The 24,252-nt window shown below is 59.7% G+C and carries 21 protein-coding genes; 7 read left to right on the plus strand and 14 right to left on the minus strand.

Features of this window, described 5'->3' with window-relative positions; all coding sequences use genetic code 11:
• Positions 1-4: 4 nt before the first annotated feature.
• Complete coding sequence (gene lplT, locus AADW57_RS05905) at positions 5-1,315, minus strand: lysophospholipid transporter LplT (protein WP_341669121.1); 1,311 nt, start codon at positions 1,313-1,315, stop codon at positions 5-7.
• A 248-nt stretch (positions 1,316-1,563) separates the two neighbouring features.
• Here lplT and smc point away from each other — a divergent pair, with 248 nt between their 5' ends.
• Genes smc through ligA form a run of 3 tightly spaced genes read left to right on the plus strand, consistent with a single transcriptional unit; the run spans position 1,564 to position 8,225 of the window.
• The gene (smc, locus tag AADW57_RS05910; protein WP_341669122.1) at positions 1,564-5,088 is read left to right on the plus strand and encodes a chromosome segregation protein SMC; all 3,525 of its coding nucleotides are present in this window, start codon (positions 1,564-1,566) and stop codon (positions 5,086-5,088) included.
• Between the two features lie 45 nt (positions 5,089-5,133).
• Complete coding sequence (locus AADW57_RS05915; protein WP_341669123.1) at positions 5,134-6,153, plus strand: cell division protein ZipA C-terminal FtsZ-binding domain-containing protein; 1,020 nt, start codon at positions 5,134-5,136, stop codon at positions 6,151-6,153.
• Positions 6,150-8,225 carry an NAD-dependent DNA ligase LigA gene (gene ligA / locus AADW57_RS05920; protein WP_341669124.1) on the plus strand — a complete coding sequence of 692 codons (2,076 nt, stop codon included), beginning with the start codon at positions 6,150-6,152 and terminating at the stop codon, positions 8,223-8,225. The genes AADW57_RS05915 and ligA overlap by 4 nt, the downstream gene beginning before the upstream one ends.
• Positions 8,226-8,559: 334 nt before the next feature.
• Here ligA and AADW57_RS05925 read toward each other — a convergent pair whose 3' ends face one another.
• The 4 genes from AADW57_RS05925 to msrB are packed head-to-tail and all read right to left on the minus strand — an operon-like array spanning position 8,560 to position 10,575.
• Positions 8,560-9,336: a peptidylprolyl isomerase gene (locus tag AADW57_RS05925; protein ID WP_341669125.1), complete on the minus strand. Its 777-nt coding sequence runs from the start codon at positions 9,334-9,336 to the stop codon at positions 8,560-8,562.
• Positions 9,337-9,344: 8 nt separating this feature from the next.
• Positions 9,345-9,608 (minus strand): BolA family protein, encoded by a 264-nt coding sequence (locus AADW57_RS05930; RefSeq protein ID WP_341669126.1) that lies wholly within the window; start codon positions 9,606-9,608, stop codon positions 9,345-9,347.
• An 8-nt stretch (positions 9,609-9,616) separates the two neighbouring features.
• Positions 9,617-10,183, minus strand: coding sequence for a septation protein A (locus tag AADW57_RS05935; protein ID WP_341669127.1), 567 nt, complete (start codon positions 10,181-10,183; stop codon positions 9,617-9,619).
• Positions 10,180-10,575 (minus strand): peptide-methionine (R)-S-oxide reductase MsrB, encoded by a 396-nt coding sequence (gene msrB / locus AADW57_RS05940; protein WP_341669128.1) that lies wholly within the window; start codon positions 10,573-10,575, stop codon positions 10,180-10,182. The genes AADW57_RS05935 and msrB overlap by 4 nt, the downstream gene beginning before the upstream one ends.
• A gap of 324 nt (positions 10,576-10,899) precedes the next feature.
• Between msrB and AADW57_RS05945 the strand changes: the two genes are divergently transcribed.
• The 4 genes from AADW57_RS05945 (at position 10,900) to AADW57_RS05960 (ending at position 15,853) form a co-directional block, all read left to right on the plus strand.
• Complete coding sequence (locus AADW57_RS05945; RefSeq protein ID WP_341669129.1) at positions 10,900-12,069, plus strand: ABC transporter substrate-binding protein; 1,170 nt, start codon at positions 10,900-10,902, stop codon at positions 12,067-12,069.
• Positions 12,070-12,205: 136 nt separating this feature from the next.
• Positions 12,206-13,243 (plus strand): branched-chain amino acid ABC transporter permease, encoded by a 1,038-nt coding sequence (locus tag AADW57_RS05950; protein WP_341669130.1) that lies wholly within the window; start codon positions 12,206-12,208, stop codon positions 13,241-13,243.
• A gap of 4 nt (positions 13,244-13,247) precedes the next feature.
• Positions 13,248-15,080 carry a branched-chain amino acid ABC transporter ATP-binding protein/permease gene (locus tag AADW57_RS05955; RefSeq protein ID WP_341669131.1) on the plus strand — a complete coding sequence of 611 codons (1,833 nt, stop codon included), beginning with the start codon at positions 13,248-13,250 and terminating at the stop codon, positions 15,078-15,080.
• Positions 15,077-15,853, plus strand: a complete 777-nt coding sequence (locus tag AADW57_RS05960; protein WP_341669132.1) for an ABC transporter ATP-binding protein — start codon at positions 15,077-15,079, stop codon at positions 15,851-15,853. The genes AADW57_RS05955 and AADW57_RS05960 overlap by 4 nt, the downstream gene beginning before the upstream one ends.
• A 69-nt stretch (positions 15,854-15,922) precedes the next feature.
• On the opposite strand, the gene AADW57_RS05965 is transcribed toward AADW57_RS05960, so the two are convergent.
• The 9 genes from AADW57_RS05965 to AADW57_RS06005 form a co-directional block, all read right to left on the minus strand.
• Positions 15,923-16,558 carry an OmpW/AlkL family protein gene (locus AADW57_RS05965; RefSeq protein ID WP_341669133.1) on the minus strand — a complete coding sequence of 212 codons (636 nt, stop codon included), beginning with the start codon at positions 16,556-16,558 and terminating at the stop codon, positions 15,923-15,925.
• A gap of 159 nt (positions 16,559-16,717) precedes the next feature.
• Positions 16,718-17,689 (minus strand): branched-chain amino acid ABC transporter permease, encoded by a 972-nt coding sequence (locus AADW57_RS05970; protein WP_341669134.1) that lies wholly within the window; start codon positions 17,687-17,689, stop codon positions 16,718-16,720.
• Positions 17,686-18,573 carry a branched-chain amino acid ABC transporter permease gene (locus AADW57_RS05975; RefSeq protein ID WP_341669135.1) on the minus strand — a complete coding sequence of 296 codons (888 nt, stop codon included), beginning with the start codon at positions 18,571-18,573 and terminating at the stop codon, positions 17,686-17,688. Before AADW57_RS05975 ends, AADW57_RS05970 begins: the two co-directional genes overlap by 4 nt.
• A 77-nt stretch (positions 18,574-18,650) precedes the next feature.
• Positions 18,651-19,859, minus strand: coding sequence for an ABC transporter substrate-binding protein (locus AADW57_RS05980; protein ID WP_341669136.1), 1,209 nt, complete (start codon positions 19,857-19,859; stop codon positions 18,651-18,653).
• Between the two features lie 57 nt (positions 19,860-19,916).
• Positions 19,917-20,630, minus strand: a complete 714-nt coding sequence (locus AADW57_RS05985) for an ABC transporter ATP-binding protein (protein WP_341669137.1) — start codon at positions 20,628-20,630, stop codon at positions 19,917-19,919.
• Positions 20,627-21,400 (minus strand): ABC transporter ATP-binding protein, encoded by a 774-nt coding sequence (locus AADW57_RS05990; RefSeq protein ID WP_341669138.1) that lies wholly within the window; start codon positions 21,398-21,400, stop codon positions 20,627-20,629. The genes AADW57_RS05985 and AADW57_RS05990 overlap by 4 nt, the downstream gene beginning before the upstream one ends.
• Positions 21,401-21,526: 126 nt before the next feature.
• Positions 21,527-22,165, minus strand: coding sequence for an endonuclease III (gene nth, locus AADW57_RS05995; protein ID WP_341669139.1), 639 nt, complete (start codon positions 22,163-22,165; stop codon positions 21,527-21,529).
• On the minus strand, positions 22,162-22,809 hold the full coding sequence (locus AADW57_RS06000; RefSeq protein ID WP_341669140.1) for an RnfABCDGE type electron transport complex subunit B: 648 nt from the start codon (positions 22,807-22,809) through the stop codon (positions 22,162-22,164). Before AADW57_RS06000 ends, nth begins: the two co-directional genes overlap by 4 nt.
• A gap of 51 nt (positions 22,810-22,860) precedes the next feature.
• A complete protein-coding gene (locus AADW57_RS06005) occupies positions 22,861-24,084 on the minus strand; it encodes a polyhydroxyalkanoate depolymerase (RefSeq protein ID WP_341669141.1) in 1,224 nt (407 codons plus the stop codon).
• Between the last annotated feature and the right edge of the window lie 168 nt (positions 24,085-24,252).

Genomic DNA, 24,252 nt, shown 5'->3' on the forward strand with positions numbered 1-24,252 from the left:
ATTGTCAGTGCGAGGCCAGAGCCTGGCCGTGGCCTTCTTGGCCTATGCTGGCTTCCAGTTGTGGTTGCGCGCGCATATTGGCGTTTTTCCACATAATAAATACCGTCATCAGGCAGGCCACCAGCAGGCCGAACAGCACGATGATGTAGTTGATCGGCAGCCCCAGCCACAGCAGCAGGCTGTAGAACGCCAGCATGAACAGAATGTTAAGTTGCTCGTTGAAGTTCTGTACCGCGATAGAGTGGCCGGCCGATAGCAGTACGTGACCGCGGTGCTGCAACAGGGCATTCATGGGCACCACAAAAAAGCCCGATAGTCCTCCTATGCTCATCAGCAGGACATAGACCGCCCATTTTTCGTACACAAAGGGCATCAGCAGCACGATCAGCCCCATCAATACGCCTACGGGCAGAACCCGTAACGATTTCTTCAGGGGCACGCGGGCGGCGAAAACCGCGCCAAATACCGTGCCCAAGGCGGCGACGCCCATCAGGATAGAGGCCTGGTCCAGGCGGTAGCCCAGGTGCTGTGCTCCCCACTCGATGACAATGAACTGCAAGGTGGCACCTGCCCCCCAGAACAAGGTGGTGACGGCCAGAGATATTTGCCCCAACTTGTCCTGCCACAGAATGCAGACGTAGTTACGAAACTCCTTGAGCAGCTTGAGCGGGTGCCGCTGTTGGGGAGGATAGTGGATGTTGGTGCGGGGAATCAGCAGATTGCACAGCGCAGCCAGCAGGTAGATCAGGGAAATCAGTAAAATGGCGACTTCGGTGCGCGTTTTTGCCAGGGGGGCGATGAGTGGGTGTTCGGCCAGCACGGCGGCTACATGCGGGCTGATGAGCACACCGCCCAGTACGGTGCCGGCAATAATGGACAGCACGGTCAGGCCTTCGATCCAGCTATTGCCTTTGACCAGCAGCTCGGGCTTGAGCATTTCCGTGACGATGCCGTATTTGGCCGGCGAATAGGCGGCGGCTCCTACGCCCACCAGTGTGTAGGACACAAAAACCAGGACCAGTTGCTGGGCATCGCTCATGCCGAAATACTGGTGGCAGAACATCATCAGGCAACCGATCAGCTTGATGGCATTGGTGGCGAACATGACCCGGCCCTTGGGGAAAGAGTCGGCAAAGGCACCGACGAAGGCGGCCAGGACCACATAGGAAAGGGCAAACCACCATTTCATCATGGGGGCCATCCAGGCAGGCCCCTGAAGGTCGACGATCAGGGCAATAGCGGCGATCAGCAGGGCATTGTCCGCGATGGACGACAAGGCCTGCGCGGCCATGACCAGATAGAATCCTTTATTCAAAATGTGTCTCGAATGCGTGTGTCTGCTCTGGCCGGGCGATGACGACGACGGCGAGACACGGATCAAAGTAAGTTGCTAAGTTTACCGCCTGATAGAGCAAGCGACCAATAATTGCCGCTCAATAGTTTTTTGTCCTGTCTGGCTGTCCGGAGCAGGCGCTGCGGTATCATACGTGGCGCGGCGTTCGGCCATGCCGTATTGTTTTCACGCCCGCCCGAACTGGACCCTATCTAGCTGATCCTTACCTTGTGCGTTTAACCCAGATCAAACTCGCCGGTTTCAAGTCGTTTGTGGACCCGACTTCCATCCCCACGCCCAGCCAATTGGTGGGTGTGGTGGGGCCCAATGGCTGCGGCAAATCCAATATTATCGATGCCGTGCGTTGGGTGCTGGGCGAGAGCAAGGCCTCCGAGCTGCGCGGCGAGTCCATGCAGGACGTGATTTTTAATGGTTCCGGGCAGCGCAAGCCAGCGGGTCGCGCTTCGGTGGAACTGGTGTTCGACAATGGCGAAGGGCGCGCGTCCGGCCAATGGAGCACCTACGCCGAGATTTCCGTGCGGCGCGTCCTGACCCGCGATGGCACCAGCAGTTATTTCATTAACAATCAGGCGGTACGCCGGCGCGATATTCATGACATCTTTCTGGGTACAGGCCTGGGAGCCCGTGGCTACGCCATCATCGGCCAAGGGATGATCAATCGCCTGATCGAGGCCAAACCCGAAGAGCTGCGTGTCTTTCTGGAAGAAGCCGCCGGGGTTTCGCGTTATAAAGAGCGCCGCCGCGAAACCGAAAACCGCTTGAAAGACACGCGGGAAAACTTGCTGCGTGTCGAGGATATTCAGCGCGAACTGGATGCGCAACTGGAAAAATTGCAGGCCCAGGCGCACGTAGCCCGCCAGTACCGCGATCTGCAGCAGGAAGGGGAGCTGAAGCAAAACCTGCTATGGCTGGTGAAGGAGGCCAACGCTCAGGGCGATCAGAAAACGCGTTTTCTGGCTATTGAACAAGCGCAGACGCGGTTGGAAGAAGCCATGGCCGGTCTGCGGCATACGGAATCTTCGTTGGAGTCTCAGCGCCAGGCGCACTTGCAGGCGGGCGATACGCTGCATGCCGCGCAGGCGCAGCTATATGAAGCCGGCTCACAGGTATCCAGCCTGGAAGCGGAAATTCGCCATGTGCTCGATTCGCGCAATCGCATGACGCAGCGTCGCGAACAGCTCGAACAACAGCAGCGCGACTGGCAGGAGCAGCAGGCGCATTGTCAGGAAGAGCTGGCAATCAGTGAAGAGCAGCGCGAAGAGGCGGCGGTGCGGGTCGAGGAACAGCAGATGCTGGCCGATCAGGCCCAGGATAGCTTGCCGGATCTGGAGCTGCGCGTGCGCGATCAAGCGCGTCAGCGCGACGAGATGCGGATGGCCTTGGCCCGCGTGGAGCAGAATCTGGCGCTGGCGGCCCAGTCCCAGCGTGATGCGGACAGGCAGATACAGGGGCTGGATGTGCGGCACGAACGCCTGATTCAGGAGTCGCGCCAACTGAATGCACCGGACCCGGATAATCTGGAGCGTTTGCAGGGCGAACTGAATATGTTGCAGGCGCAACTGACCCAGGCCCAGGAGCATATGCAGCAGCTGGAGGCGCAAGTGCCTGAGCTGGAAAGTGAGCGCAAGCATGCCCAGCAGCAGGCGATTCAGGGGGGGCAGGAATTGTCTCGCCTGGAAGCTCGCCTGCAAGCGTTAAGCCGCCTGCAAGAGGACGTTGCCCGCAAGGGTACCTTGGAGCCTTGGCTGGCTAAGCACGGGCTGGACAGCATGAAGCGGCTCTGGCAAAGCCTGGACGTGGAGAAAGGGTGGGAAACCGCTTTGGAGTCCGTCTTGCGTGAACGCATGACGGCGTTGGAGCTGCGTCGTCTGGACATATCGGCTGCTTTTGGCGCTGATGCGCCGCCGGCGCGCCTGGCTTTCTACCAGCTGCCTCCAGCATGTGCCCAGCCTGGCGATGGTTTCCAGCTTCCCTTGTTGGCATCGGTGCTGCGCTTGTCCCAGCCAGAACTGAGCGCTCTAATGCATGACTGGCTGCGGCATGTGTACATAGGCACGGATTTAAAGCAGGCCCTGGCTGTGCGGGATAGCCTGCCCCAGCAGGCCTTGATCGTGGTGCGCGAGGGGCATGTGGTTGATCGCCACAGCATTCGTTTCTACGCGCCCGATTCCGAGCAGGCGGGGATGTTGGCACGGCAGCAAGAGATAGCCCGTCTGGAGCGCGAGGTTAAAGCTTCACAGTTGATTGTGGACGAGTTGACCGGAGCCAGTGCGCGAGCGGAGTCGGTCCTGCAACAGGTCAGCGGCAGTTTGGCTCCGGCCCGGGCGCGGGTGGGCGAATTGACGCGCCGCATGCACGATGTGCAGCTGGAGCATTCCCGTCTGGCGCAGCAGGCGCAGCAATCTCAGGAACGGGCCGGGCGCATTGGCGAAGAATTGGACGAGTTGCGTTTTCAGCGCGAACAACTGCTGGCGAGTCGGGAAGAGGCCGAAGCCCGTTTCGAGGAATTGGATCAGGAGTTGGCCGAGCACCAGACCCGTTTTGCCGATGCGCAGATCGAGGGCGAAACCTTGGCCGATCAGGCCGAGCGCGCCCGCAATCTCTTGCGTGACCGTGAGCGTGCCGTGCAGGATGCCCAGTTCGCCGAACGGGCGCTGGTGCAGCGCATGGCCGAATTGCAGCGCAACCTGACCTTGGCCCAGGAGCAGGCGCAGCGCGCCATCGGTGAATTGCAGGGTTTGCAGGGAGAGTTGCTGGAGCTGGATGCCTCGGCGGCTCAAGCCGGATTGCAAGAAGCGCTGGAGCTACGTGCCGAGCGCGAGGAAAACGTGCGTCTGGCCAAGATCAGTCTGGATACGCTTGCTGCGCAATTGCGCGAGAATGAACAGGCCAGGGGAGAAATCGAAAAGACGCTGCAGCCGCTGCGCGAACAACTGACCGAGTTGCAGTTGCAGGAACAGGCTTCACGTCTGGCGGTAGAGCAATTTGCCGAGCAGTTGGATGCGCGCCAGGTCAATCGCGCTCAGTTGCGTGCTCTGTTACAGGAAAAAACACCGGAGTGGCAGCGTGCGGGTTGGTTGCAGTCGGAGGTGCAGCGCATTTCCCGCCAGATCGAGGCCTTGGGCCCCGTGAATCTGGCCGCGCTCGAAGAATTAAGTACGGCCCAGGAACGCAAGACTTACCTGGATGCCCAGCACAAGGATTTAAGTGACGCCATTGAGACGCTGGAAGATGCCATCCGCAAGATCGATCGCGAGACGCGTCAGTTGCTGATGGAAACGTTCAACATTGTTAATCAACATTTCGGCGAGCTTTTTCCGCGCTTGTTCGGTGGTGGAGAGGCTAAACTGACCTTGGTGGGCGATGAAGTGCTGGAGGCCGGCGTTCAGGTCATGGCGCAGCCGCCGGGTAAGCGTAACAGCACGATTCATCTGCTGTCGGGCGGCGAAAAAGCCTTGACGGCGACGGCGTTGGTGTTTGCCTTCTTTAAACTGAATCCGGCTCCGTTTTGTCTGCTGGACGAGGTGGATGCGCCCTTGGATGATGCCAATACGGAGCGTTATGCCAATCTGGTGGCCAGCATGAGCGATCAAACGCAGTTTTTATTCATTTCCCACAATAAAATTGCCATGCAAATGGCTAAACAGTTGGTAGGCGTCACCATGCAGGAGCAGGGTGTTTCGCGTATTGTGGCAGTAGATGTAGACGCCGCCATGCAGATGGCCGATGCGTGACCGTGTTTTTTTAACCGTGGTAGTGTTGATTCGACGGAACTGACAATGAGTGATTTGCAAATCGCACTGATTTTATTGGGCATTTTGCTCATTTTGCTCGTGGTGGTGTTCAATTGGTGGCAGGATCGCCGCATACGCCAGCAGATGCAGAGCCAATTCCCGGACGGCGATACGGACCCGCTGATGAGTCAGCTGTCCGATGCGCAGCGGCGCGAACCGAGCATGGGGCGCGGCGAAGCCGCGGCTGCCGATGCCGAACACGATGCCGCCGAGGTCGACTGCACGACCGAGGCCGTCATCGATATCAGTTTCAGCAACCCTGTGCAGGCCCAGGACCTGGCCCAGGCCCTGCAAGGCATACAGCGGGTCGGTAGCAAGCCGGTGCGTTACTTTGCCGAGTGCGAGGGGGGCGGGCACAGGGCGCGCCTGCGTGCTGGCGAATCGTATGCCAGCATGCAGTTGGCTGTGTTGCTGGCCAATCGTAGCGGCCCCTTGTCCGCCATCGAATGGTCTCAGTTGTGGACGGCCGCCCAGTCTTTGGCGCAGCAGTTCGATGCCTCGGTCGAAGGGCCGGAACAGAACGATGTGCTGCGCCATGCTGCCGCCTTGGATAACGCCTGCGCCGATCTGGACGCGCTGGTGGGCATTTCCGTTCGTCTGCCTGGTCCTTTGCCGGCTGCCAAGGTCATCCAATTGGCCAAGGATGCGGGTTTTTTGCCGTATGGCCGGCAACTGGCCTGGCTGGCCGATTCTGGGCAGCCACGCTTTACCGCCATGTTCGATGGCACCAACCCGACCGATATCCAGTCGGCTAGCATCGAGCGCATTGACCTGCTGCTGGACTTGCCCAATAGTCCTGCCGATGATCACGCGTTCAGCCGCATGGCGACGGTGGCCCGCGATCTGGCTAGCCGCCTGGATGGGGCGGTGCTGGACGATCAGGGGCGGCCCTTGCCCGAGAGCACAGACCAAAATATCGATGAACAATTAAGCAATTTGTACCGTCGCCTGGACGAAGCGGGTTTTCCGGCCGGCCAGGAGCGGACCGGCAGGATTTTTTCGTGACATTGAAACGAGTACAGCAACTGCATCAGGAACTGGCCCAGCACAACTGGGCCTATTACGTTCAGGACGCCCCCACCATATCGGACGCGCAGTATGACGCGTTAATGAATGAGCTGCTGGCCCTGGAAGCCGAGCACCCTGAATGGATCAGTCCCGATTCACCGACCCAGCGGGTCGGCGCGGCCCCGTTGGATGGTTTTGCGTCGGTACAGCACGCTGTGCCCATGCTCTCGCTGGGCAATGCCTTTGCCGACGACGACGTCCAGGCTTTTGACAAGCGCGTGGGCGACACCTTGGTGGAAGCTGGCCTTGCCGGTCTGGACCGGCGCGTGGACTATGTGGCCGAATATAAGTTCGATGGTTTGGCTATCAGCCTGCGTTACGAGCAAGGCCTGTTGGTGCAGGCGGCTACGCGCGGCGATGGGACGACGGGCGAGGACGTGACCAGTAATATACGCACCATCAAGTCCGTACCGCTGCGTCTGCGTGGCGATCCGGCCGCTTTGCCGGCTGTTTTGGAGGTGCGTGGCGAAGTGCTCATGAACCGGGCCGATTTCGAGCGCTTGAACGAGACGCAGGCGCGTCGTGGTGAAAAGGTGTTTGTCAATCCGCGCAATGCGGCGGCAGGGAGTCTGCGTCAGTTGGACCCACGGATTACCGCGCAGCGACCGCTGCGCTTTTTTGCCTATGGCTGGGGACAGATCAGCGGCATGCCGCAGAGCGGCCAGGGCGGTTTGTTCGACGAGCCGCTTGATGGTGTCCTGCCATACGATACGCAGGCAGGCATGATGGACTGGCTGGAAAGCCTGGGCCTGCCCGTCAGCCATGACCGGCGTGTTGTGCAGGGGGCGCAGGGGCTGCTCGATTTTTACGCCCGTACCCAGGAAGGACGCGGCACCTTGCCCTTTGAAATTGATGGCGTGGTCTACAAGGTCAATGCTTTGGCTGCACAGCGCGTATTGGGTTATGTGGCTCGTGCCCCGCGTTTTGCAGTCGCGCACAAGTTTCCGGCCCAGGAAGAGATAACCTGCGTGGAACGCATCGAGTTTCAGGTCGGACGCACCGGCGTGGTAACGCCGGTGGCACGCTTGAAACCGATTTTTGTCGGCGGGGTGACGGTCACCAACGCGACGCTGCACAACGAGGACGAAGTGCGCCGCAAGGATGTGCGCGAAGGCGATATGGTCGTGGTGCGGCGGGCCGGTGACGTCATCCCTGAAGTGGTGGCTGTCGTCTTGGAGCGGCGGCCCGAGAATAGTTTGCCTTTTGCCATGGCCAGTGCCTGTCCGGCGTGTGGATCTGCTCTGGAGCGTCTGGAGGGCGAAGCGGCCTGGCGCTGCACAGGCGGCCTGATTTGCCCCGCCCAGCGCAAGCAAACCCTGATCCATGCGGCCAGCCGCAAAGCCTTGGATATCGAGGGGCTGGGCGAGAAGCTGGTGGATCAACTGGTGGACACCGGCCTGGTGAAAACCTTGGCGGATGTCTTTAAGCTGGAAGTGCATCATCTGCTGTTGTTGGATCGCATGGGCCAGAAGTCGGCGGAGAATTTGATCCAGGCCATCAACAAAGTGCGTCGGCCGCCCTTGAATCGTCTGGTCTATGCCTTGGGCATACGTCATGTGGGTGAAACGACGGCCCGCGATCTGGCACAGCACTTTGGTTCTTTGCAGGCCTTGCAAGAGGCCGATGAGCAGGCTTTGCTGGCGGTGCATGATGTGGGGCCGGTCGTGGCCGCCTCGGTGCGCCATTTCTTTCAGGAGCCGCACAATCAAGAGGCCTTGGTTCAGTTGCTGAATGCCGATGTTACGCCTGAGCAGGCCCAGCGTCGGGCCGACAGTGCCGCTTTACCGTTTGCGGGCAAGACCTTCGTCATTACGGGCACCTTGCCCAGCATGAGCCGGGACGAGGCCACGCGCCGCGTGCTGGAGGCGGGCGGCAAGGTCAGTGGCTCGGTCTCCAAAAAGACGGCCTTTGTGCTGGCAGGGGCGGAGGCAGGTTCCAAACTGACCAAGGCTCAGGAGCTGGGCGTAGCCATATTGGACGAAGAGCAGTTCCTGGCGATGTTGGCTTAGCAATGGTTTGGTACGCAGTACGCCTGCGCTGCTCTATAGGCTTTAGAAAAAGGTACGTTCTGGGCGAATTTGTAGCAGGTGAGCGAGATGCGAGCAGAGCCGCCGCTCGAAGGTGCTCGAGTCCCACACCGGCAAGGTCTCCGCCTGGGCGGGAGGTTTCCCCCTTAGAGCGGCGGTTCAATTTGCGCCTTATTCATACCCTGCCAGGGTGCCATTCATTGACAGGCAAGGCCGCTCCAACGATGAGCGAACACAAAAAAAACCGGCACTCCGATGAGGAGCGCCGGTTCGGCCTTGCCTTTGCGGTCCGGTGTTCAAGCCGGACCTGGAAGCTTTACTTGATGTTGGCGTCTTTCAGGATTTTCTGCTGGTACTCGGCCAGCTTGCGCTGACGCAGCATTTCTTCCAGCTGGGGTTTGACGTCGTTCAGGGCGGGGAAGGTCACAGGGCGGGCGTCATCGACCTGGATGATATGCCAGCCGAACTGGGATTGCACGGGCGCGGCGGCCAATTCGCCTTTCTTCAGCTTTTCAACCGCTTGGGCAAATTCGGGCACGTAGGTCGAGCTGGGAGCCCAGCCCAGGTCGCCGCCTTGCTGGCCGCTGCCGGTGTCGATGGAGTTTTTCTTGGCCGCATCCGCAAAGTTGACCTTCTTGGATTTGATCTGGGCCAGCAGGTCTTTGGCGGCTTGTTCATCCTTGACCAGGATGTGGCGCACCTTGTATTCCTGCTTGCCTTCTTCCATGCCCTTGATGGTGTTGTATTCCTTGGTCAGGTCGGCGTCGGAAACGGGGTTTTTCTTCAGGTAGTCGGCCATCAGGGCGCGCACCAAAATGCCCTGGCGGGCCAATTCGATTTCCTGCTGGACATCGGCTTTTTTGTCCAGGCCGGCTTTTTCGGCGGCCTGCACGACGGCCATGCGGTTGACCATTTCCTGTTTGACTTGCTCGCGCAGCTCCGGCGAGTCCTTGGCTCCTTGCTCGACCAGCAGGGCGACGAACTGGTCCATGTCTTTTTGGCTAATGGCTTTGCCATTGACCGTGGCGACCGTCTGGGCGTAGACAGGGGCGGCCAGGGCGCAGGTCAGGGCGAGAGCGGCAAAACGTTTCATGTGCATCCTTAAGCAGTAGTTTTGGCTTGGATAGCCAATGCGTGAATCGGGAAAGGCATCAGGTCGTGGACGCGATCATACACAAGTCTGTGCCTGGCAAGGGTTGAAATTCCATCAAATTGTTTCGAGGTAATCAGCACCCGAAAGTGGCTGGCCCCGCCTTGCGCGCCAGCGTGGCCGGCGTGCAGATGGGATTCGTTGATGATGTCCAACTGCGTGGGCTCCAGCGCCTGAAGGCGTTCGCGCAGTTGCAGTTCGAGAGAGTCGGTCATGGTAATGATTAGGATTTGGGAGGGTTGGACTTGTCGGATGGGTCTTGCAGGTAACGGCCCAGCCACAGCGACTGTGCGATGACAAAGACCAGCATCAGGCCCAGTAGCCCGAAGGCTTTAAAATTAACCCATTGGGATTCGGTGAACTGGCCCGAGAAAGCCACGTACAGATTGAGTATGCCGGCAGCGACAAAAAACAGCGACCAGGCCAGGTTCAGTTTGTCCCAGACGCCTTCGGGCAGCACGAGTTGGCCGCCCATGAGCTTTTGCATCAGGTTGCGGCGCATGATGTAGCGCGCGCCCAGCAAGATGGCGGCAAATATCCAGTACAGGACGGTGGGTTTCCAACGGATGAAGACATCGTTGTGAAAGATCAGGGTGGCACCGCCGAACACCACGATAACGGCCAGGTTGATCCAGTGCGAGGTTTCGATCAGCTTGTTGGTCAGCTTGAGCCAGACGATTTGCAGCACCGAGGCCAGCATGGCCACGCCCGTGGCCATGTAAATGTCGGAGAAGCGAAAGACCAGGAAAAACAGGACGAGCGGAAACAGGTCGAACAGGAGTTTTTTCATGCTTGCGGTTCGAAGGTCAACGACAGGGAGTTGATGCAGTAGCGCAGCCCGGTGGGCGGCGGGCCGTCGGGAAAGACGTGTCCCAGGTGAGCGTCGCATACATTGCAGAGCACTTCGGTGCGTGTCATGCCGTGGCTAAGATCGGCCTCTTCGCGCACTTTGGAAGGGTCCAGCGGTTCGAAGTAGCTGGGCCAGCCGCAGCCGGCATCAAATTTGGTGTCCGAGGCGAACAGGGCGGTGCCGCAGCCCACGCAGCGGTAAATGCCCGGCGTGGTGGTGTCCCAATAGCGGCCCGTAAAGGCGCGTTCGGTGCCTTTTTGCCGGGTAACGAAGAATTCTTCCGGGCTGAGCAGGGCGCGCCATTCGGCTTCGGTTTTTCGTACTTTGTCCACAAGTGCTGCCTTTTCAAAGTCGGGGATGCCTGCCGGGCAGGCGCAATATCACATAGTAAACGAGAATTAGAGCGTATTTTCGTCCTCAGGTTCCGTCCTGCTGCGCGAGGGCCTGTCCGCCCCTGCGAGGTAGGCGTCGCGGTCTGGTCCGAAATGATGGTGGCGTATTAGTGCAGTATTAAAATTTTTAATATTTAAGGTAAACACCAATACCTTGATTCCGCGCGACTTGATACGGTTCCGGTATCTGCTGGTGATTATCTGTATTACGATTTTTCGGCCGCCCAAACGGCCAACAACAATGAACAAATCTGGGAGATAAGAATGAATTGCTTTCCAACCGTGCGCCTGACTACGCTGGCGACTGCCTTGGCGCTGTCCGTACCGCTGGCGGTATCCGCTCAGGTGAAAGTGGGCGTGACCATTGCCGCTACCGGACCGGCAGCCTCGCTGGGCATTCCCGAGCGCAATACGGTAAGCCTGCTGCCTACCGAGATCGGCGGTCAGAAAATCGAATACATCGTTTTGGATGATACGACGGATACGACGGTTGCCGTGCGCAATATGCGCAAACTGATCACCGACGATAAAGTGGACGTGGTGATCGGTACGTCTGTCACGCCAGGTTCCTTGGCCATGGTGGATGTGGCCGGCGAGACCAAGACGCCCATGATCAGCGTGGCGGCCAACGCCAAGATTGTCGAGCCTGTAGAAGGCGCGCGTACCTGGGTGTTCAAGACCCCTCAGAACGACCAGTTGATGGCCGGTGCGCTGGCCGACGCGATGGTCAAGCAGAACGTCAAGACCCTGGGTTTTATCGGCTATAACGATGCTTATGGCGACGGCTGGCTGAATGTCATTACCGAAGCTGCCAAGGCCAAAGGTATCAATGTGGTGGCTTCCGAGCGCTATGGCCGCAACGACACCAGCGTGACCGGTCAGACCCTGAAGCTGCTGGGTGCCAAGCCCGATGCCGTGCTGATCGCCGGTTCCGGCACGCCTGTGGCCCTGCCGCAGCGCGAACTGAAAGGTCGTGGTTACGCCGGCATCATCTACCAGACGCACGGTGCGGCCAACAGCGATGTGTTGCGCGTGTGCGGCAAGGATTGCAACGACATGATCTTGCCGGCTGGCCCATTGCTGGTGGCTGAACAACTGCCCGACAGCAATCCGGTCAAAAAGACGGCCATCGAGTACAAGAACAAGTACGAGGCCAAGTTCGGCGAAGGGTCCATCAATACCTTCGGCGGCCATATGTGGGATGCCGGCCTGTTGGTGGCCGAAGCCATTCCTGGCGCGCTCAAGACCGGTGCCAAGCCTGGCACGCCGGAATTCCGCGCCGCCTTGCGCGATTCCATCGAGCAGATCAAGGATTTGCCGGCCTCCCAAGGCGTGTTCACCATGTCCGACAAGGACCATGCCGGTCTGGATACGCGTGCCCGCGTCATCGTCAAGGTGGTGGACGGCAAGTGGACCTATCAGCCTGATCTGTAATTACCGACAGGCGAAAACCGGCTCCCCAGCCGGTTTTTTCCGGGGAGGGTCGGGCGCATGCCCGACTCATCCTTTTGACTGGTTTGCGTTACAGTGAGCCCCTTGCCCATTTTTGTTGTACAGGATGTTGTCCGACATGGATACCACCATAGCTTTGATTTTATTGCAGGATGGCATATTGAACGGTGCCATCTATGCCCTGCTCGGACTCGCGTTGGTCCTGGTTTTTCTCGTCACCCGCGTCATCTTCATTCCGCAAGGCGAGTTTGTCACCTTCGGTGCGCTGACCTTAGCATTTGTCGTGAACGGCCGCATGCCCGGCACGGTCATCTTGCTGTTGATCGCCGGTGCGCTGGTCTTTTTCCTGGAACTGCTCTCGGCGCTGCGCAGCCGTAGCATGAGCGGGTTGCCCCGCAAGTTCCTGGTCAATATTCTGATCCCGGTCGCGGTGTTTTTTGCCGCGCCGTACATCGTGGCGGCCAATCTGCCCTTGTGGATGGATGTGCTGTTTTCGCTGGCCGTGGTCATTCCCTTGGGGCCTATGGTCTACCGCCTGGCGTACCAGCCCATTGCCGAAGCCAGCGTGCTGGTGCTGCTGATTACCTCGGTGGCCGTGCACTTTGCCTTGACCGGCCTGGGTCTGGTGTTCTTTGGCCCAGAAGGCTGGCGCACGCCGCCCTTTATGCAGGGCGAAGTGTCCTTGGGAGCCGTCAGCTGGTCGGCGCAGACCTTCTTTGTGATGGGGGCTTGCGTGGCCTTGATTCTGGCGCTGTGGGCCTTTTTCGGCAAGACGCTGTATGGCCGTGCTTTGCGGGCGACGGCTGTCAACCGCCGCGGTGCCCGTCTGGTGGGCATCAGCACGAATATGTCCGGCTCGCTGACCTTTACCCTGGCGGCCGCCATTGGCGCTTTCTCGGGCATGTTGATTGCGCCTGTCACCACCATTTATTACGACACCGGTTTTCTGATCGGCCTGAAGGGCTTTGTCGCCGCTATCTTCGGCGGACTGGTCAGCTATCCGGTCGCCTTGCTGGGCGCGCTGTTCATCGGCGTGTTGGAGGCTTTCTCGTCCTTCTGGGCTAGCGCCTATAAAGAGGTCATTGTATTTACCATGGTCATTCCGGTTTTGTTGTGGCGCTCCTTCGGTAGCAAGCACGTGGACGACGAGGAGTAATCGCATGAAACGCTTGCTGACGATTTTATTTATTGCGGTACTGTTTGTACTGCCTCAGTTGGGCGCGACGCCCGAGTTCTGGATTACCCAGCTTAACTACATCGGCCTGACCAGTCTGGTCGTGCTGGGGTTGGTCTTGCTGACCGGGGTAGGGGGCTTGACCTCCTTCGGCCAGGCGGCGTTCGTGGGCCTGGGGGCCTATACCACGGCCTATCTGACGGTACGACTGGGCTGGTCGCCCTGGTTGAATCTGTTGATCGGTCTGGGTCTGACCTTGCTGGTGTCCTATGTGCTGGGTGCCATCACGCTGCGTCTGTCGGGGCACTTCTTGCCGCTGTGTACCCTGGCCTGGGGCCTGGCGCTGTTTTACCTGTTCGGCAACCTGCAGTTCTTGGGGCAGTATGACGGTATCTCGGGTATTTCGCCCCTGGAGTTCTTCGGGCTGTCCCTGGCCTCGGGTCGCGATATCTATTACCTGATCTGGGTCGTGGCGTTGCTGGCCATGTGGGGCACGCGCAATTTGCTGAACTCGCGTCCGGGCCGTGCCATCCGCGCACTCAAACACGGCAGCGGCATGGCCGAATCTTTTGGCGTGAACATGGCGGCCTACAAGGTCATCATCTTTGTGTATGCCGCCTTATTGGCCTGCCTGTCGGGTTGGCTGTACGCCCACTACCAGCGCGCCGTCAGCCCCAGCCCTTTCGGCCTGAACTACGGTATTGAATACCTGTTCATGGCTGTGCTGGGCGGCGCAGGCAGCGTCTGGGGCGCGGTTCTGGGTTCGGCCTTGGTGCTGACCTTGAAAGATCAGTTGCAGAACTGGTTGCCCAAGCTGTTGAGCACGGACATCAACTTCGAGCTGATTGTATTCGGTATCTTGATGGTCCTGATCCTGCAATATGCCCGTGACGGACTGTGGCCTATTTTGCAAAAGGGCTGGGAGCGCGTGTTCGGCGTGCAGACCCGTCAGCAGGCTGCGCCACCACAGGCAGCGGCCTTGCCGCAGCGGACTCGCCCGCAGTCCGGTTCGTTGGTATTGCAGGTGGACAAGATCCGTAAGGAATTTGGTGGTTTGGTTGCTGTCAATGACATCAGCTTTACCCTGAATGCGGGTCAGATCATGGGTCTGATCGGCCCTAACGGCGCGGGCAAAAGCACGACCTTTAACCTGATTACCGGCGTGCTGTCGGCCACCAGCGGTCAGGTCAGCTTTTTGGGACAACGCATCGACAAGTTGCCCGCACGGGAAATTTCCCGTCTGGGGGTGGGCCGCACCTTTCAGCACGTGCAATTGCTGCCGACCATGACCGTGCTTGAAAACGTCGCCTTGGGAGCGCACTTGCGCCGCAAGGTGGGCGTGGTGCCGGCGGTGCTGCATGCCGAACGGCGCAGCGAAGCCGAGCTGCTGCATGAAGCGGCAGTCCAGCTGCAGCGCGTGGGCCTGGGCGATTATCTGTATGAACAAGCCGGCAATCTGGCTTTGGGCCAGCAGCGCATTCTTGAAATTGCCCGCGCCCTGGCGTCGGACCCTGTGCTGCTCTTGCTGGACGAACCGGCTGCCGGTCTGCGTTACAAGGAAAAGCAGGAACTGGCCAAGGTGCTGGATCAGTTGCGCAGCGAAGGCATGAGCATTTTGCTGGTCGAGCACGATATGGACTTCGTCATGAATTTGACGGACAAACTGGTGGTCATGGACTTTGGCACCAAGCTGGCCGAAGGCCTGCCCAAGGATATCCAGCAAAATCCCGCTGTGCTGGAAGCCTATCTGGGCGGCATCGATGACGATCTGGAACTGGACGAACCCGCAACACCCGCACAGGCAGGAGCATCCGCATGAGTCAGGCAACACAGCAGGATGTGATCCTGAAAGTCACCAATCTGGCTGCCCAGTATGGCAAGGTCAGCGCCGTGATGGGCGCAAGCCTGGACGTGCGGGCCGGCAGCATTGTTACCGTAATCGGGGCCAATGGCGCGGGCAAGTCCACTTTGCTCAATGCCATGATGGGGGCCTTGCCCAGCGTGGGTCGCAGCACCGGATCGGTGCAGTACCAGGGCCAAGAGATTGGTCACTGGGAAGTGGAGCGGCGCGTGGCCGGTGGTATTTCGCTGGTGCCCGAACGCCGCGAACTGTTCGGCAGCATGACGGTGGAAGATAATCTGCTGCTGGGCGGCTTTCGTCTGTACCGGGCCCGTCAGGCTGGCTGGCGCGATACCTTGGACCATGTCTACACCTTGTTTCCGCGTCTGAAAGAGCGTCGCAGCCAATTGGCCGGTACGCTGTCCGGCGGCGAGCGTCAGATGCTGGCCGTGGGGCGCGCCTTGATGGCCCAGCCCAAGGTGCTGATGTTGGATGAGCCCAGCCTGGGGCTTGCGCCGCGTATCGTGCGCGAGATCTTCATGATTATTGCCCGCTTGCGCAGCACGGGCGTGGCGATTTTGTTGGTCGAGCAGAATGCGCGCGCTGCCTTGCAGGTAGCCGATTATGGCTATGTGCTGGAAACCGGAGACGTGGTGCTGGAAGGTCCGGCTCGAGAGCTGGCCGACAATCCCCGCGTGATCGAAAGCTACCTGGGCCTGGGTCACGGCAAGCGCGAAGCAGAAACGGCTTAAGGAAAGCCGACTTTGCCATCTTAAACGGGCCGCCCTGCACAGGGCGGCCCGTTTTTTTGGTTACGTCGCTTAGAAGCGGTAGCCCACGCCTATGGTGGCGACCACGGGGTCCAGTTTGGCCTTGCCGATGGACTGGCCGTTCAGTTGCACGTCCGGACGGATGCTGATGTAGCGCACATCGGCGTTCAGGAACCAGTTCTTGTCCAGCTTGTAGTCCACGCCGACCTGGGCGGCAAAGCCCCAGCTGTTCTTTAACTTCAGGTCTGCGCCTTCCAGCGCACCTTGCGATTGGGTGTCGAAGAACATGGTGTAGTTCAGACCCACGCCCACATAGGGCTGGAAGTCACTGTCGGGCAGGAAGTGGTATTGCAGGCTAAGGGTAGGGGGCAGGTGCTTGGTGCTACCGATGCGGCCCAGGTTGCTGTCGATGTTGTGCTTGAAGGGGAAGGCACCGAGCAGTTCCACACCGATGTTGCGCGTAGCCATATAGGTCAGCGAAAAGCTGGGGCGCACGTTGTTGCCGACATCCAGTTTGACGGTGCCGTTGGCCACCGTGCCGTTGTTGGATTTGGGCTGGACCAGGGTGACGCCGCCTTTGACCAGGAAGTCGCCCGCTTCGTGGGCCAGGCCGGCCGGCGAGTACAGTGTGGCGGCCGCGCCGATGGCGCACAGAGACAGGACTGGAAGCAGGTGGCGGGTTTTCATGAGGACTCCGTAAGTATTGGTTTGGACTTACAGAATGCATCAGTGTTCTGGTGTCTGATTTGACCCAGAGCAACATCTTGAAATAGTGGGCCATCCGCCCTTGTTCCAGATCAAATGAAGATCAGGATAAGCCCGCGCCGGGCGCGGGGTTTGTCGCTTTTACGCGTCGTGGCGTCGCAGCCTGAAGGCCAGTTCGCCCACGATGCCGCGACGAAACGCCATGACGCACACAATGAAAATCAGGCCGATGACGATGGTGACCGATTCGCCCAGCGTGCGAAAACCGTTCCAGCCCGTCCATTGGGCCAGCATGGCTCCCCATTCACCGACTTTGTTTTCCAGCAGCACGACGATAATGGCCCCGACCACGGGGCCGGCCAGCGTGCCCAGTCCGCCGATCAAGGTCATCAGGATGACCAGACCGGACATTTGCCAGGTGGCGTCGGTCAGGGTGGCCGAGACAAAGACCAGCGACTTGGTGGCCCCCGCCAGCCCCGACAGCGCCGCCGACAGCACAAACGCCAGCAGCTTGAAGCGGTCCACGTCGTAGCCCAGAGAAATGGCGCGTGGTTCGTTTTCGCGTATGGCTTTCAGAACCTGACCGAAGGGCGAATGTACACAGCGCCAGATCAGCAGAAAGCCGAAGGTAAAGATAGCCAGCACCAGATAATACAGATTCAGGTCATCGGACAGGTCCAGCCCCAGGATGCTGCCGCGCGGAATCCCTTGCAGGCCGTCTTCGCCGCCTGTAAAGGGAGCTTGCAGGAAAAAGAAGAACAGCATCTGCGCCAGCGCCAGGGTGATCATGGCAAAGTAGATGCCACTGCGCCGGATGGACAGCGCGCCCATGACCAGACCCAATGCGGCCGCGCTGGCCGTGCCGAACAACAGCCCGGCCAGGGTAGGCCAGCCCCAGACGGCCAGCGATTGACCGGTGGCATAGGCGGCTGCGCCCAGAAAGGCGGCATGCCCGAAGGACAGCAGGCCGGTGTAGCCCAGTAGCAAGTTGAAGGCACAGGCAAACAAGGCATAGCACATGACCTTCATGATGAAGATCGGGTAGGCCCCCAGGGCCGGCAGCAGCGCCACGATCAGGAGCAGTGCGATGAAGACTGGGATTTCTCGTTTCATTTGACTTTCCCGAACAGGCCCGCCGGACGCAGCAGCAGGACAATGACCATGATGATAAAGACAACCGTGTTCGAGGCCTCGGGCCAGAACACTTTGGTAAAGCCTTCGATCACGCCCAGACCCAATCCGGTCAGTATGGAGCCCAGGATGGAGCCCATGCCGCCGATGACCACCACGGCAAAGACCACAATGATCAGGTTGCTGCCCATCAATGGCGATACTTGCAAGATAGGCGTGGCCAGCACGCCGGCAAAACCGGCCAGGCCCACGCCGAAGGCATAGGTCAGGGTTATCATCAGTGGCACATTGACGCCGAAGGCTTCAACCAGCTTTGGGTTTTCGGTGGCTGCCCGCAGCAGAGCGCCCAGGCGCGTCTTTTCGATGATGAACCAGGTCGCCAGACAGACGATGATGGAGGCGACCACGACCCAGGCTCGGTAGATGGGCAGAAACATAAAGCCCAGGTTGTAGCCGCCTTGCAGGGCGGCGGGCGTGGGGTAGGGCTGGCCGGAGACGCCGTAGATGCTGCGGAAAACGCCTTCAAGCAGCAAGGTCAGGCCAAAGGTCAACAGCAGGCCGTACAGATGATCCAGGCGGTATAGATGGCGCAGGAACAGACGCTCCAGAACAATGCCGAACAAGGCGACGCCCAGCGGAGCGAGCAGCAGCATGGTCCAGTAGTTCAGGCCCAGGTATTGCAGCCCCATCCAGGCCAGGAACGCGCCCAGCATATACAGCGCGCCGTGGGCGAAATTGATGATGTTGAGCAGGCCGAAAATAATAGCCAGCCCCAGGGACAGCACGGCATAGAAAGAACCGTTCACCAGGCCCAGCAGTAGCTGGCCCAGCAGAGCCTGCAAAGGAATGCCAAAAAAATCCGTCATAGTGTGCGCGACCCGTGCAGATAGTCAGTCATCAGGCATGGCGCGGCCGGCCAGGGGGCCGGCCGCACCGCGGGTTTCTATTTTTTTACCAATGCGCAAGTGGATTCTTGCAGCGAGGCGTAGACCTTGTCGCCCGGCAGGGTCTCGACCAGTTTGTAGTAGTCCCAAGGTTTGGTGGATTCTCCTGGTTTTTTGACTTGCATCAGGTACATGTCGTGCACCATGCGCCCGTCCTCTCGCACCACGCCGTGATCGGTGAACATGTCTTTGATGGGCGTGGATTTCATCCATTTCATGAGCGTGTCGGCATCATCCGAGCCGGTTTCCTTGACGCCCTTCAGATAGAAAGCCGCGCTGGAGTAGTCGCCGGCCTGCAGAAAGGACGGCATGCGGTTCTGTTCCTTGAAAAAGCGTTGCGCCCACTGCCGCGAAGCATCGCTCTGGTCCCAGTACCACGCGGTGGTCAGATACAGGCTCTGGGTGGCCTCCAGGCCCAGGGCATGCACATCGTTGATGAACACCAGCAGACCGGCCAGATGCATGGTGCCGGTAATGCCGAATTCGTTGGCCGCCTTGACCGAATTGATGAAGTCGCCGCCCGCATTGGCCAGGCCCAGGATCTTGGCCCCCGAGGACTGTGCCTGCAGCAGGAAGGACGAAAAATCCGAGGCTCCCAAGGGCACGCGCACCTGTCCCTTGACCTCGCCGCCAGCCTTCTTGACCACTTCCGCCGTGTCGCGCTCCAGCGAGTGTCCAAAGGCGTAGTCGGCCGTCAGGAAGTACCAGCTTTTGCCGCCATCCTTGACCACCGCCGTGCCTGTGCCGCGTGCCAGGGCGATCGTGTCGTAGGCATAGTGAACGGTGTAGGGCGTGCATTGGGAGTTGGTCAGGTTGGACGAGCCGGCCCCCACTGCGATAAAAGGTTTTTTCTTTTCTGCCGCCACGGCGGCCATGGCCAATGAGGTCGCCGAGTTGGTGCCGCCGATCAGCACATCCAGATTCTGGCTGTCGAACCATTCGCGTGCCCGTGCAGAGGCGATGTCCGCCTTGTTCTGGTGGTCGGCGACCAGCAGCTCGATCTTTTTGCCGTTGATCTCTCCGCCTGCATCGGCAATGGCCATGCGGATGGCATCGCCCCCCGCCTTGCCGTCGATGTCGGAGTAGACCCCCGACATATCGGTGATGAATCCGATGCGGATCACATCATTGGAAATGGCGGCAACAGCGGGTTGCGCCAGTAGTAGTCCGGCCGTCGTCAGGGCGGCGCTGAGCGTTGCAAGCTTCATGGGCTGTCTCCTCGTTGTAATAATGGGCGTGCCGGCTGGGCAGGCGTATTGGGGGGATCAGACCCCCAGCAGCGTATTGAGCGTGTCGTGCTTGTCGGCCAATTCGTGGGCGGCAAAGCTTTCCACGACCTGGCCGTGTTCCATGACATAGAAATGGTCGGCCAGGGGAGCGGCGAAGCGAAAGTTCTGCTCCACCATGACGATGGTGTAGCCTTTGGATTTCAGGGTGGCAATCATGCGGGCCAGCGCCTGCACAATGACTGGAGCCAGGCCTTCGGATATTTCGTCCAGCAAGAGTAAATTCGCACCGGTGCGCAGAATGCGCGCGACCGCCAGCATCTGCTGTTCTCCGCCGGACAGGCGCGTGCCGGGCGAGTGGCGGCGCTCTTCCAGATTCGGGAACATATCGTAGATTTCGGCCAGGGACATGCCTCCGCCCGGCGTGGTGCCGATAGCAGGCGGTAGCAGCAGGTTTTCTTCACAGCTCAAGCCGGCGAAAATACCGCGTTCTTCGGGGCAGTAGCCCACACCCAGATGCGCGACCCGATAGGTAGGCAGATGGATGGATTCGGCTCCCTGGATGCGTATGGAGCCGCGGCGCGTGTCGGTCAGGCCCAGAATGGCCCGTAGCGTGCTGGTGCGACCAGCGCCGTTGCGTCCCAGCAAGGTGACGACTTCGCCTTGCGCCACGCTCAGGTTGACGCCATGCAGGATGTGGGACTCTCCGTACCAGGCATGCAGGTCCGTGATTTCCAGGGCGGTCTTGCTCATGGATGCGCTCCTTGCAATTGGGTTTCGGCGGTACCCATATAGGCCTGCATGACGGCCGGGTCGCGGGATACGCTCTCGTAGGGACCTTCGGCCAGCACGGCTCCACGGGCCAGGACGGTGATGCAGTCGGCGATCGAAGACACGACGTTCATATTGTGTTCGACCATCAGGATGCTGCGCCCTATGCTGACCTTGCGGATCAGCTCGGTAATGCGTTCTACATCTTCGTGTCCCATGCCTTGGGTGGGCTCGTCCAGCAGCATCAGCTCGGGCTCCATCGCCAAGGTAGTGGCGATTTCCAGTGCGCGCTTGCGTCCGTAAGGGAGATGGACGGTCAGGTCCTGGGCGAAATCACTCAGATCTACCTGGTGCAGCAATTCCAGGGCGCGTTCATTCAAGGTGTCCAGGCAATGTTCGCTGCGCCAGAACTGGAAAGAGGTACCGGTTCTGCGCTGCAGGCCGATGCGTACATTCTCCAGTACCGTCAGTTGCGGAAAGACCGCCGAAATCTGAAAGGATCGTATGATGCCGCGCCGCGCGATCTGCGCCGGGCGTTCACGGGTAATTTCCGTGTCTTTGAAAAAAATCCGTCCGGAAGTGGGCGTGATGAATTTGGTGAGCAGATTAAAGCAGGTGGTCTTGCCTGCTCCGTTCGGTCCGATCAAGGCATGGATATGCCCTTTTTTGACCTGCAAATTGACCTTGTCGACAGCCACGAAACCCAGGAATTCCTTCACCAGGTTTTCTGTGCGCAGAATATATTCTGTCATCGCCTGCCAGCCCTTGTGCGGATTGTTCGTCGGGTTTCAGTATGAAAGCGCACATAGGGGAATGCCATGCGGGTTTCTCATAGGATAGGGAAACTCCGGTGGGCGGGGCAGTGTCGACAGCGCGGCTTATTTGCTGACGGTCTTGGGTTTGAAGTCGCACAGATCGGCAATGCCGCATTGTGGGCATTTCGGGCTGCGGGCCACGCAGATGTAGCGACCGTGCAGGATCAGCCAGTGGTGGGCGTCCAGCAGGAACTCCTTCGGAATGACGCGTTCTAGCTTTTTTTCCACCTCCACCACGTTTTTCCCTGGAGCGATGCCGGTACGGTTCGAGACGCGGAAAATATGCGTGTCCACAGCAATCGTGGGAAGGCCAAAGGCGGTATTTAGCACCACATTGGCGGTCTTGCGGCCGACACCGGGCAGGGCCTCCAGCGCGGCCCGGTCACAGGGCACCTGTCCCTGGTGCAGTTCCAGCAGCATCTGACAGGTTTTGATGACGTTGGCGGCCTTGGTCTTGTACAGGCCTATGGTCTTGATGGCCTCGCGCAGCCCTTCTTCGCCCATGGCTAATATGCCTGTGGGCGTGCCATGTTCCGGGAAAAAGCGACGCGTGGCCAGATTGACCGATTTGTCGGTGGCCTGTGCGGACAAAATGACGGCAATCAGCAGCTGAAAGGTGCTGTCGTATTCCAGCTCGGTGGTGGGCTTGGGGTTGGCCGCCTGGAAACGGCTGAAGATTTCGTGGCGCTTGGCAGCGTTCATGAAGCGGTTTCCTTGTCCTGCGTGTTCGGGCCGACACGGCGCGCGCGGGCGCGGGCCAGGGCGGCGGCAATCGAGGCCTGGCGCTTGTCGGCCTGATCGGCGTCGCCAGCCAGCATGGGCTTGTTCGCCAGGGTGCGGGCCGCCAGATCCGAGTCTTCGGCGTGGCGTGCCTGCAGCCGCAAGCGGCGCTGTTCGGTGTCCCGTCTGGCCTGGTCGGCTTGCGCGACTGTCCAGTCGTCGGTCGGCACCATCGTGATGCAGTCCACCGGGCACGGGGGCAGGCACAGTTCGCAGCCGGTGCATGTATCGGCCAGGACGGTGTGCATCAGCTTGTTGGCTCCGACGATGGCATCGACAGGACAGGCTTGTATGCACAGCGTACAGCCTATGCAGTGTTCCTCGATGATGACAGCGCGACTGGGACCGGTGAATTCGCCACATTCGGGGTCCAGGGGCATGGGGGCGCGCTCCAGTAGCTGGGCCAGGGCGCGCACGCCTTGTTCGCCGCCCGGCGGGCAGCGATTGATGGCCTCGTTATCCAGGGCAATGGCCTGGGCATAGGGCAGGCAGGCCTCGTAGCCGCAACGCGTGCATTGAGTCTGGGGTAACAGGGCGTCGATGCGCCGTATCAGAGTATCGGACATGAAAACAAAAACGGGGCCGACCGGCCCCGTGCGGATGTACGGCAGAAGGGGTCAGGCGTGCTGGCGGATGAAGTCTTTGATTTTAGGACAGATCAGCGTGCGCCAGCGACGTCCCGAAAAAATCCCGTAATGACCGCAGTCCGGTGCCGTGAAGCGTTGTTTAAGATCGGGGGCGATGTGGCTGCACAGATCCTGGGCCGCATGGGTCTGGCCCAGGCCCGAGATGTCGTCCAGTTCGCCTTCGATGGTGAACAGGGCCACGCCCTGAATGTCCTGGGGGCGGACTTGTTCGCCGCGCACATGCCACTGCCCCTTGGGCAGGCGTTGTTCCTGGAACACGATGCGTATGGTATCCAGGTAGAACTCGGCCGGCATGTCCAGAACCGCGTTGTATTCGTCGTAGAAGCGGCGGTGCGCTTCGGCATCGTCGTCATCGCCCTTGATCAGGTGCTGGTAGAAGTCGTAGTGCGAATGCATGTGCCGGTCGGGGTTCATGGCGATGAAACCGGCATGTTGCAGAAAGCCCGGATACACGCGGCGGCCTGCGCCTGGGTATTTGGACGGCACGCGATGGATCAGATTGTTCTCGAACCAGGCGTAGGGCTTGGTGGTGGCCAGGCGATTGACCTGGGTGGGCGATTGCCGTGTATCGATGGGGCCACCCATCATGATCAGGCTGCGCGGCATCTTGGGGTCGCGATGGCTGGCCATGAGCGATACAGCGGCCAACACCGGCACCGTAGGCTGGCAGACCGACATGACATGCACATTTGGGCCCAGGGCGCGGATGAACTCCTGGATGTACATGACATAGTCATCCAGGTGAAAGGGACCGGCGTTGCGGGCCACCATGCGCGCATCCACCCAGTCGGTCACATAGACTTCGTGGTCGGGCAGCAAGGCGCGCACGGTTTCGCGCAGCAAAGTGGCGTGGTGGCCCGATAGTGGGGCCACCAGCAAAATCTTGGGGTCACGGGTCGGGGCTGGCAGGTCGCGGCTGAAGTGAATCAGATTGCAGAAAGGCTTGGCGATCTGCACGCGTTCGGTAACGGCAACGGTCTGTCCCTGAACCTCGGTCTGATCCAGACCCCAGGCGGGTTTTTCGTAATCTTTGCCCAGGCGGTGCACAAGTTCGTAGGCAGCGGCCAACTGCCGGGAGACCGGCGTATAGGCCAATGGACTGTACGGGTGTGAGAACAGTTGCGAGCTGGTGCCCGAGAAAGCGGCCAGTGGCGCTAGAAAGGACCGCTGGAGTTCATGCAAATCGTAAAGCATAGTGGTGCGCCTTGGTGTTGCCGGGTTTTATACAAAAAAATGTATAAGCTTATTTCTTGCTTGTAACAATACGGCTTTTGTCGCCGGATTTGACTTGGGATTTTCCCCTTGCTGCATTGCAGCAATGTGTCTTTTATCAAAAGTCCGGCGACCGGCGCAAGCGCTTGA

The organism is Alcaligenes sp. SDU_A2 (assembly GCF_038237375.1).
Lineage (GTDB): Bacteria > Pseudomonadota > Gammaproteobacteria > Burkholderiales > Burkholderiaceae_B > Alcaligenes.

Coding starts and splice junctions, on each gene's coding strand:
- AADW57_RS05990 (WP_341669138.1), bottom strand. CDS start 21,400: ATGACAGAATATATTCTGCGCACAGAAAACCTGGTGAAGGAATTCCTG.
- AADW57_RS05985 (WP_341669137.1), bottom strand. CDS start 20,630: ATGAGCAAGACCGCCCTGGAAATCACGGACCTGCATGCCTGGTACGGA.
- AADW57_RS05930 (WP_341669126.1), bottom strand. CDS start 9,608: ATGACCGACTCTCTCGAACTGCAACTGCGCGAACGCCTTCAGGCGCTG.
- AADW57_RS05925 (WP_341669125.1), bottom strand. CDS start 9,336: ATGAAACGTTTTGCCGCTCTCGCCCTGACCTGCGCCCTGGCCGCCCCT.
- nth (WP_341669139.1), bottom strand. CDS start 22,165: ATGAACGCTGCCAAGCGCCACGAAATCTTCAGCCGTTTCCAGGCGGCC.
- AADW57_RS05945 (WP_341669129.1), top strand. CDS start 10,900: ATGAATTGCTTTCCAACCGTGCGCCTGACTACGCTGGCGACTGCCTTG.
- AADW57_RS06000 (WP_341669140.1), bottom strand. CDS start 22,809: ATGTCCGATACTCTGATACGGCGCATCGACGCCCTGTTACCCCAGACT.
- AADW57_RS05915 (WP_341669123.1), top strand. CDS start 5,134: ATGAGTGATTTGCAAATCGCACTGATTTTATTGGGCATTTTGCTCATT.
- AADW57_RS05970 (WP_341669134.1), bottom strand. CDS start 17,689: ATGAAACGAGAAATCCCAGTCTTCATCGCACTGCTCCTGATCGTGGCG.
- AADW57_RS05965 (WP_341669133.1), bottom strand. CDS start 16,558: ATGAAAACCCGCCACCTGCTTCCAGTCCTGTCTCTGTGCGCCATCGGC.
- AADW57_RS05980 (WP_341669136.1), bottom strand. CDS start 19,859: ATGAAGCTTGCAACGCTCAGCGCCGCCCTGACGACGGCCGGACTACTA.
- AADW57_RS06005 (WP_341669141.1), bottom strand. CDS start 24,084: ATGCTTTACGATTTGCATGAACTCCAGCGGTCCTTTCTAGCGCCACTG.
- AADW57_RS05935 (WP_341669127.1), bottom strand. CDS start 10,183: ATGAAAAAACTCCTGTTCGACCTGTTTCCGCTCGTCCTGTTTTTCCTG.
- AADW57_RS05955 (WP_341669131.1), top strand. CDS start 13,248: ATGAAACGCTTGCTGACGATTTTATTTATTGCGGTACTGTTTGTACTG.
- AADW57_RS05975 (WP_341669135.1), bottom strand. CDS start 18,573: ATGACGGATTTTTTTGGCATTCCTTTGCAGGCTCTGCTGGGCCAGCTA.
- AADW57_RS05950 (WP_341669130.1), top strand. CDS start 12,206: ATGGATACCACCATAGCTTTGATTTTATTGCAGGATGGCATATTGAAC.
- AADW57_RS05960 (WP_341669132.1), top strand. CDS start 15,077: ATGAGTCAGGCAACACAGCAGGATGTGATCCTGAAAGTCACCAATCTG.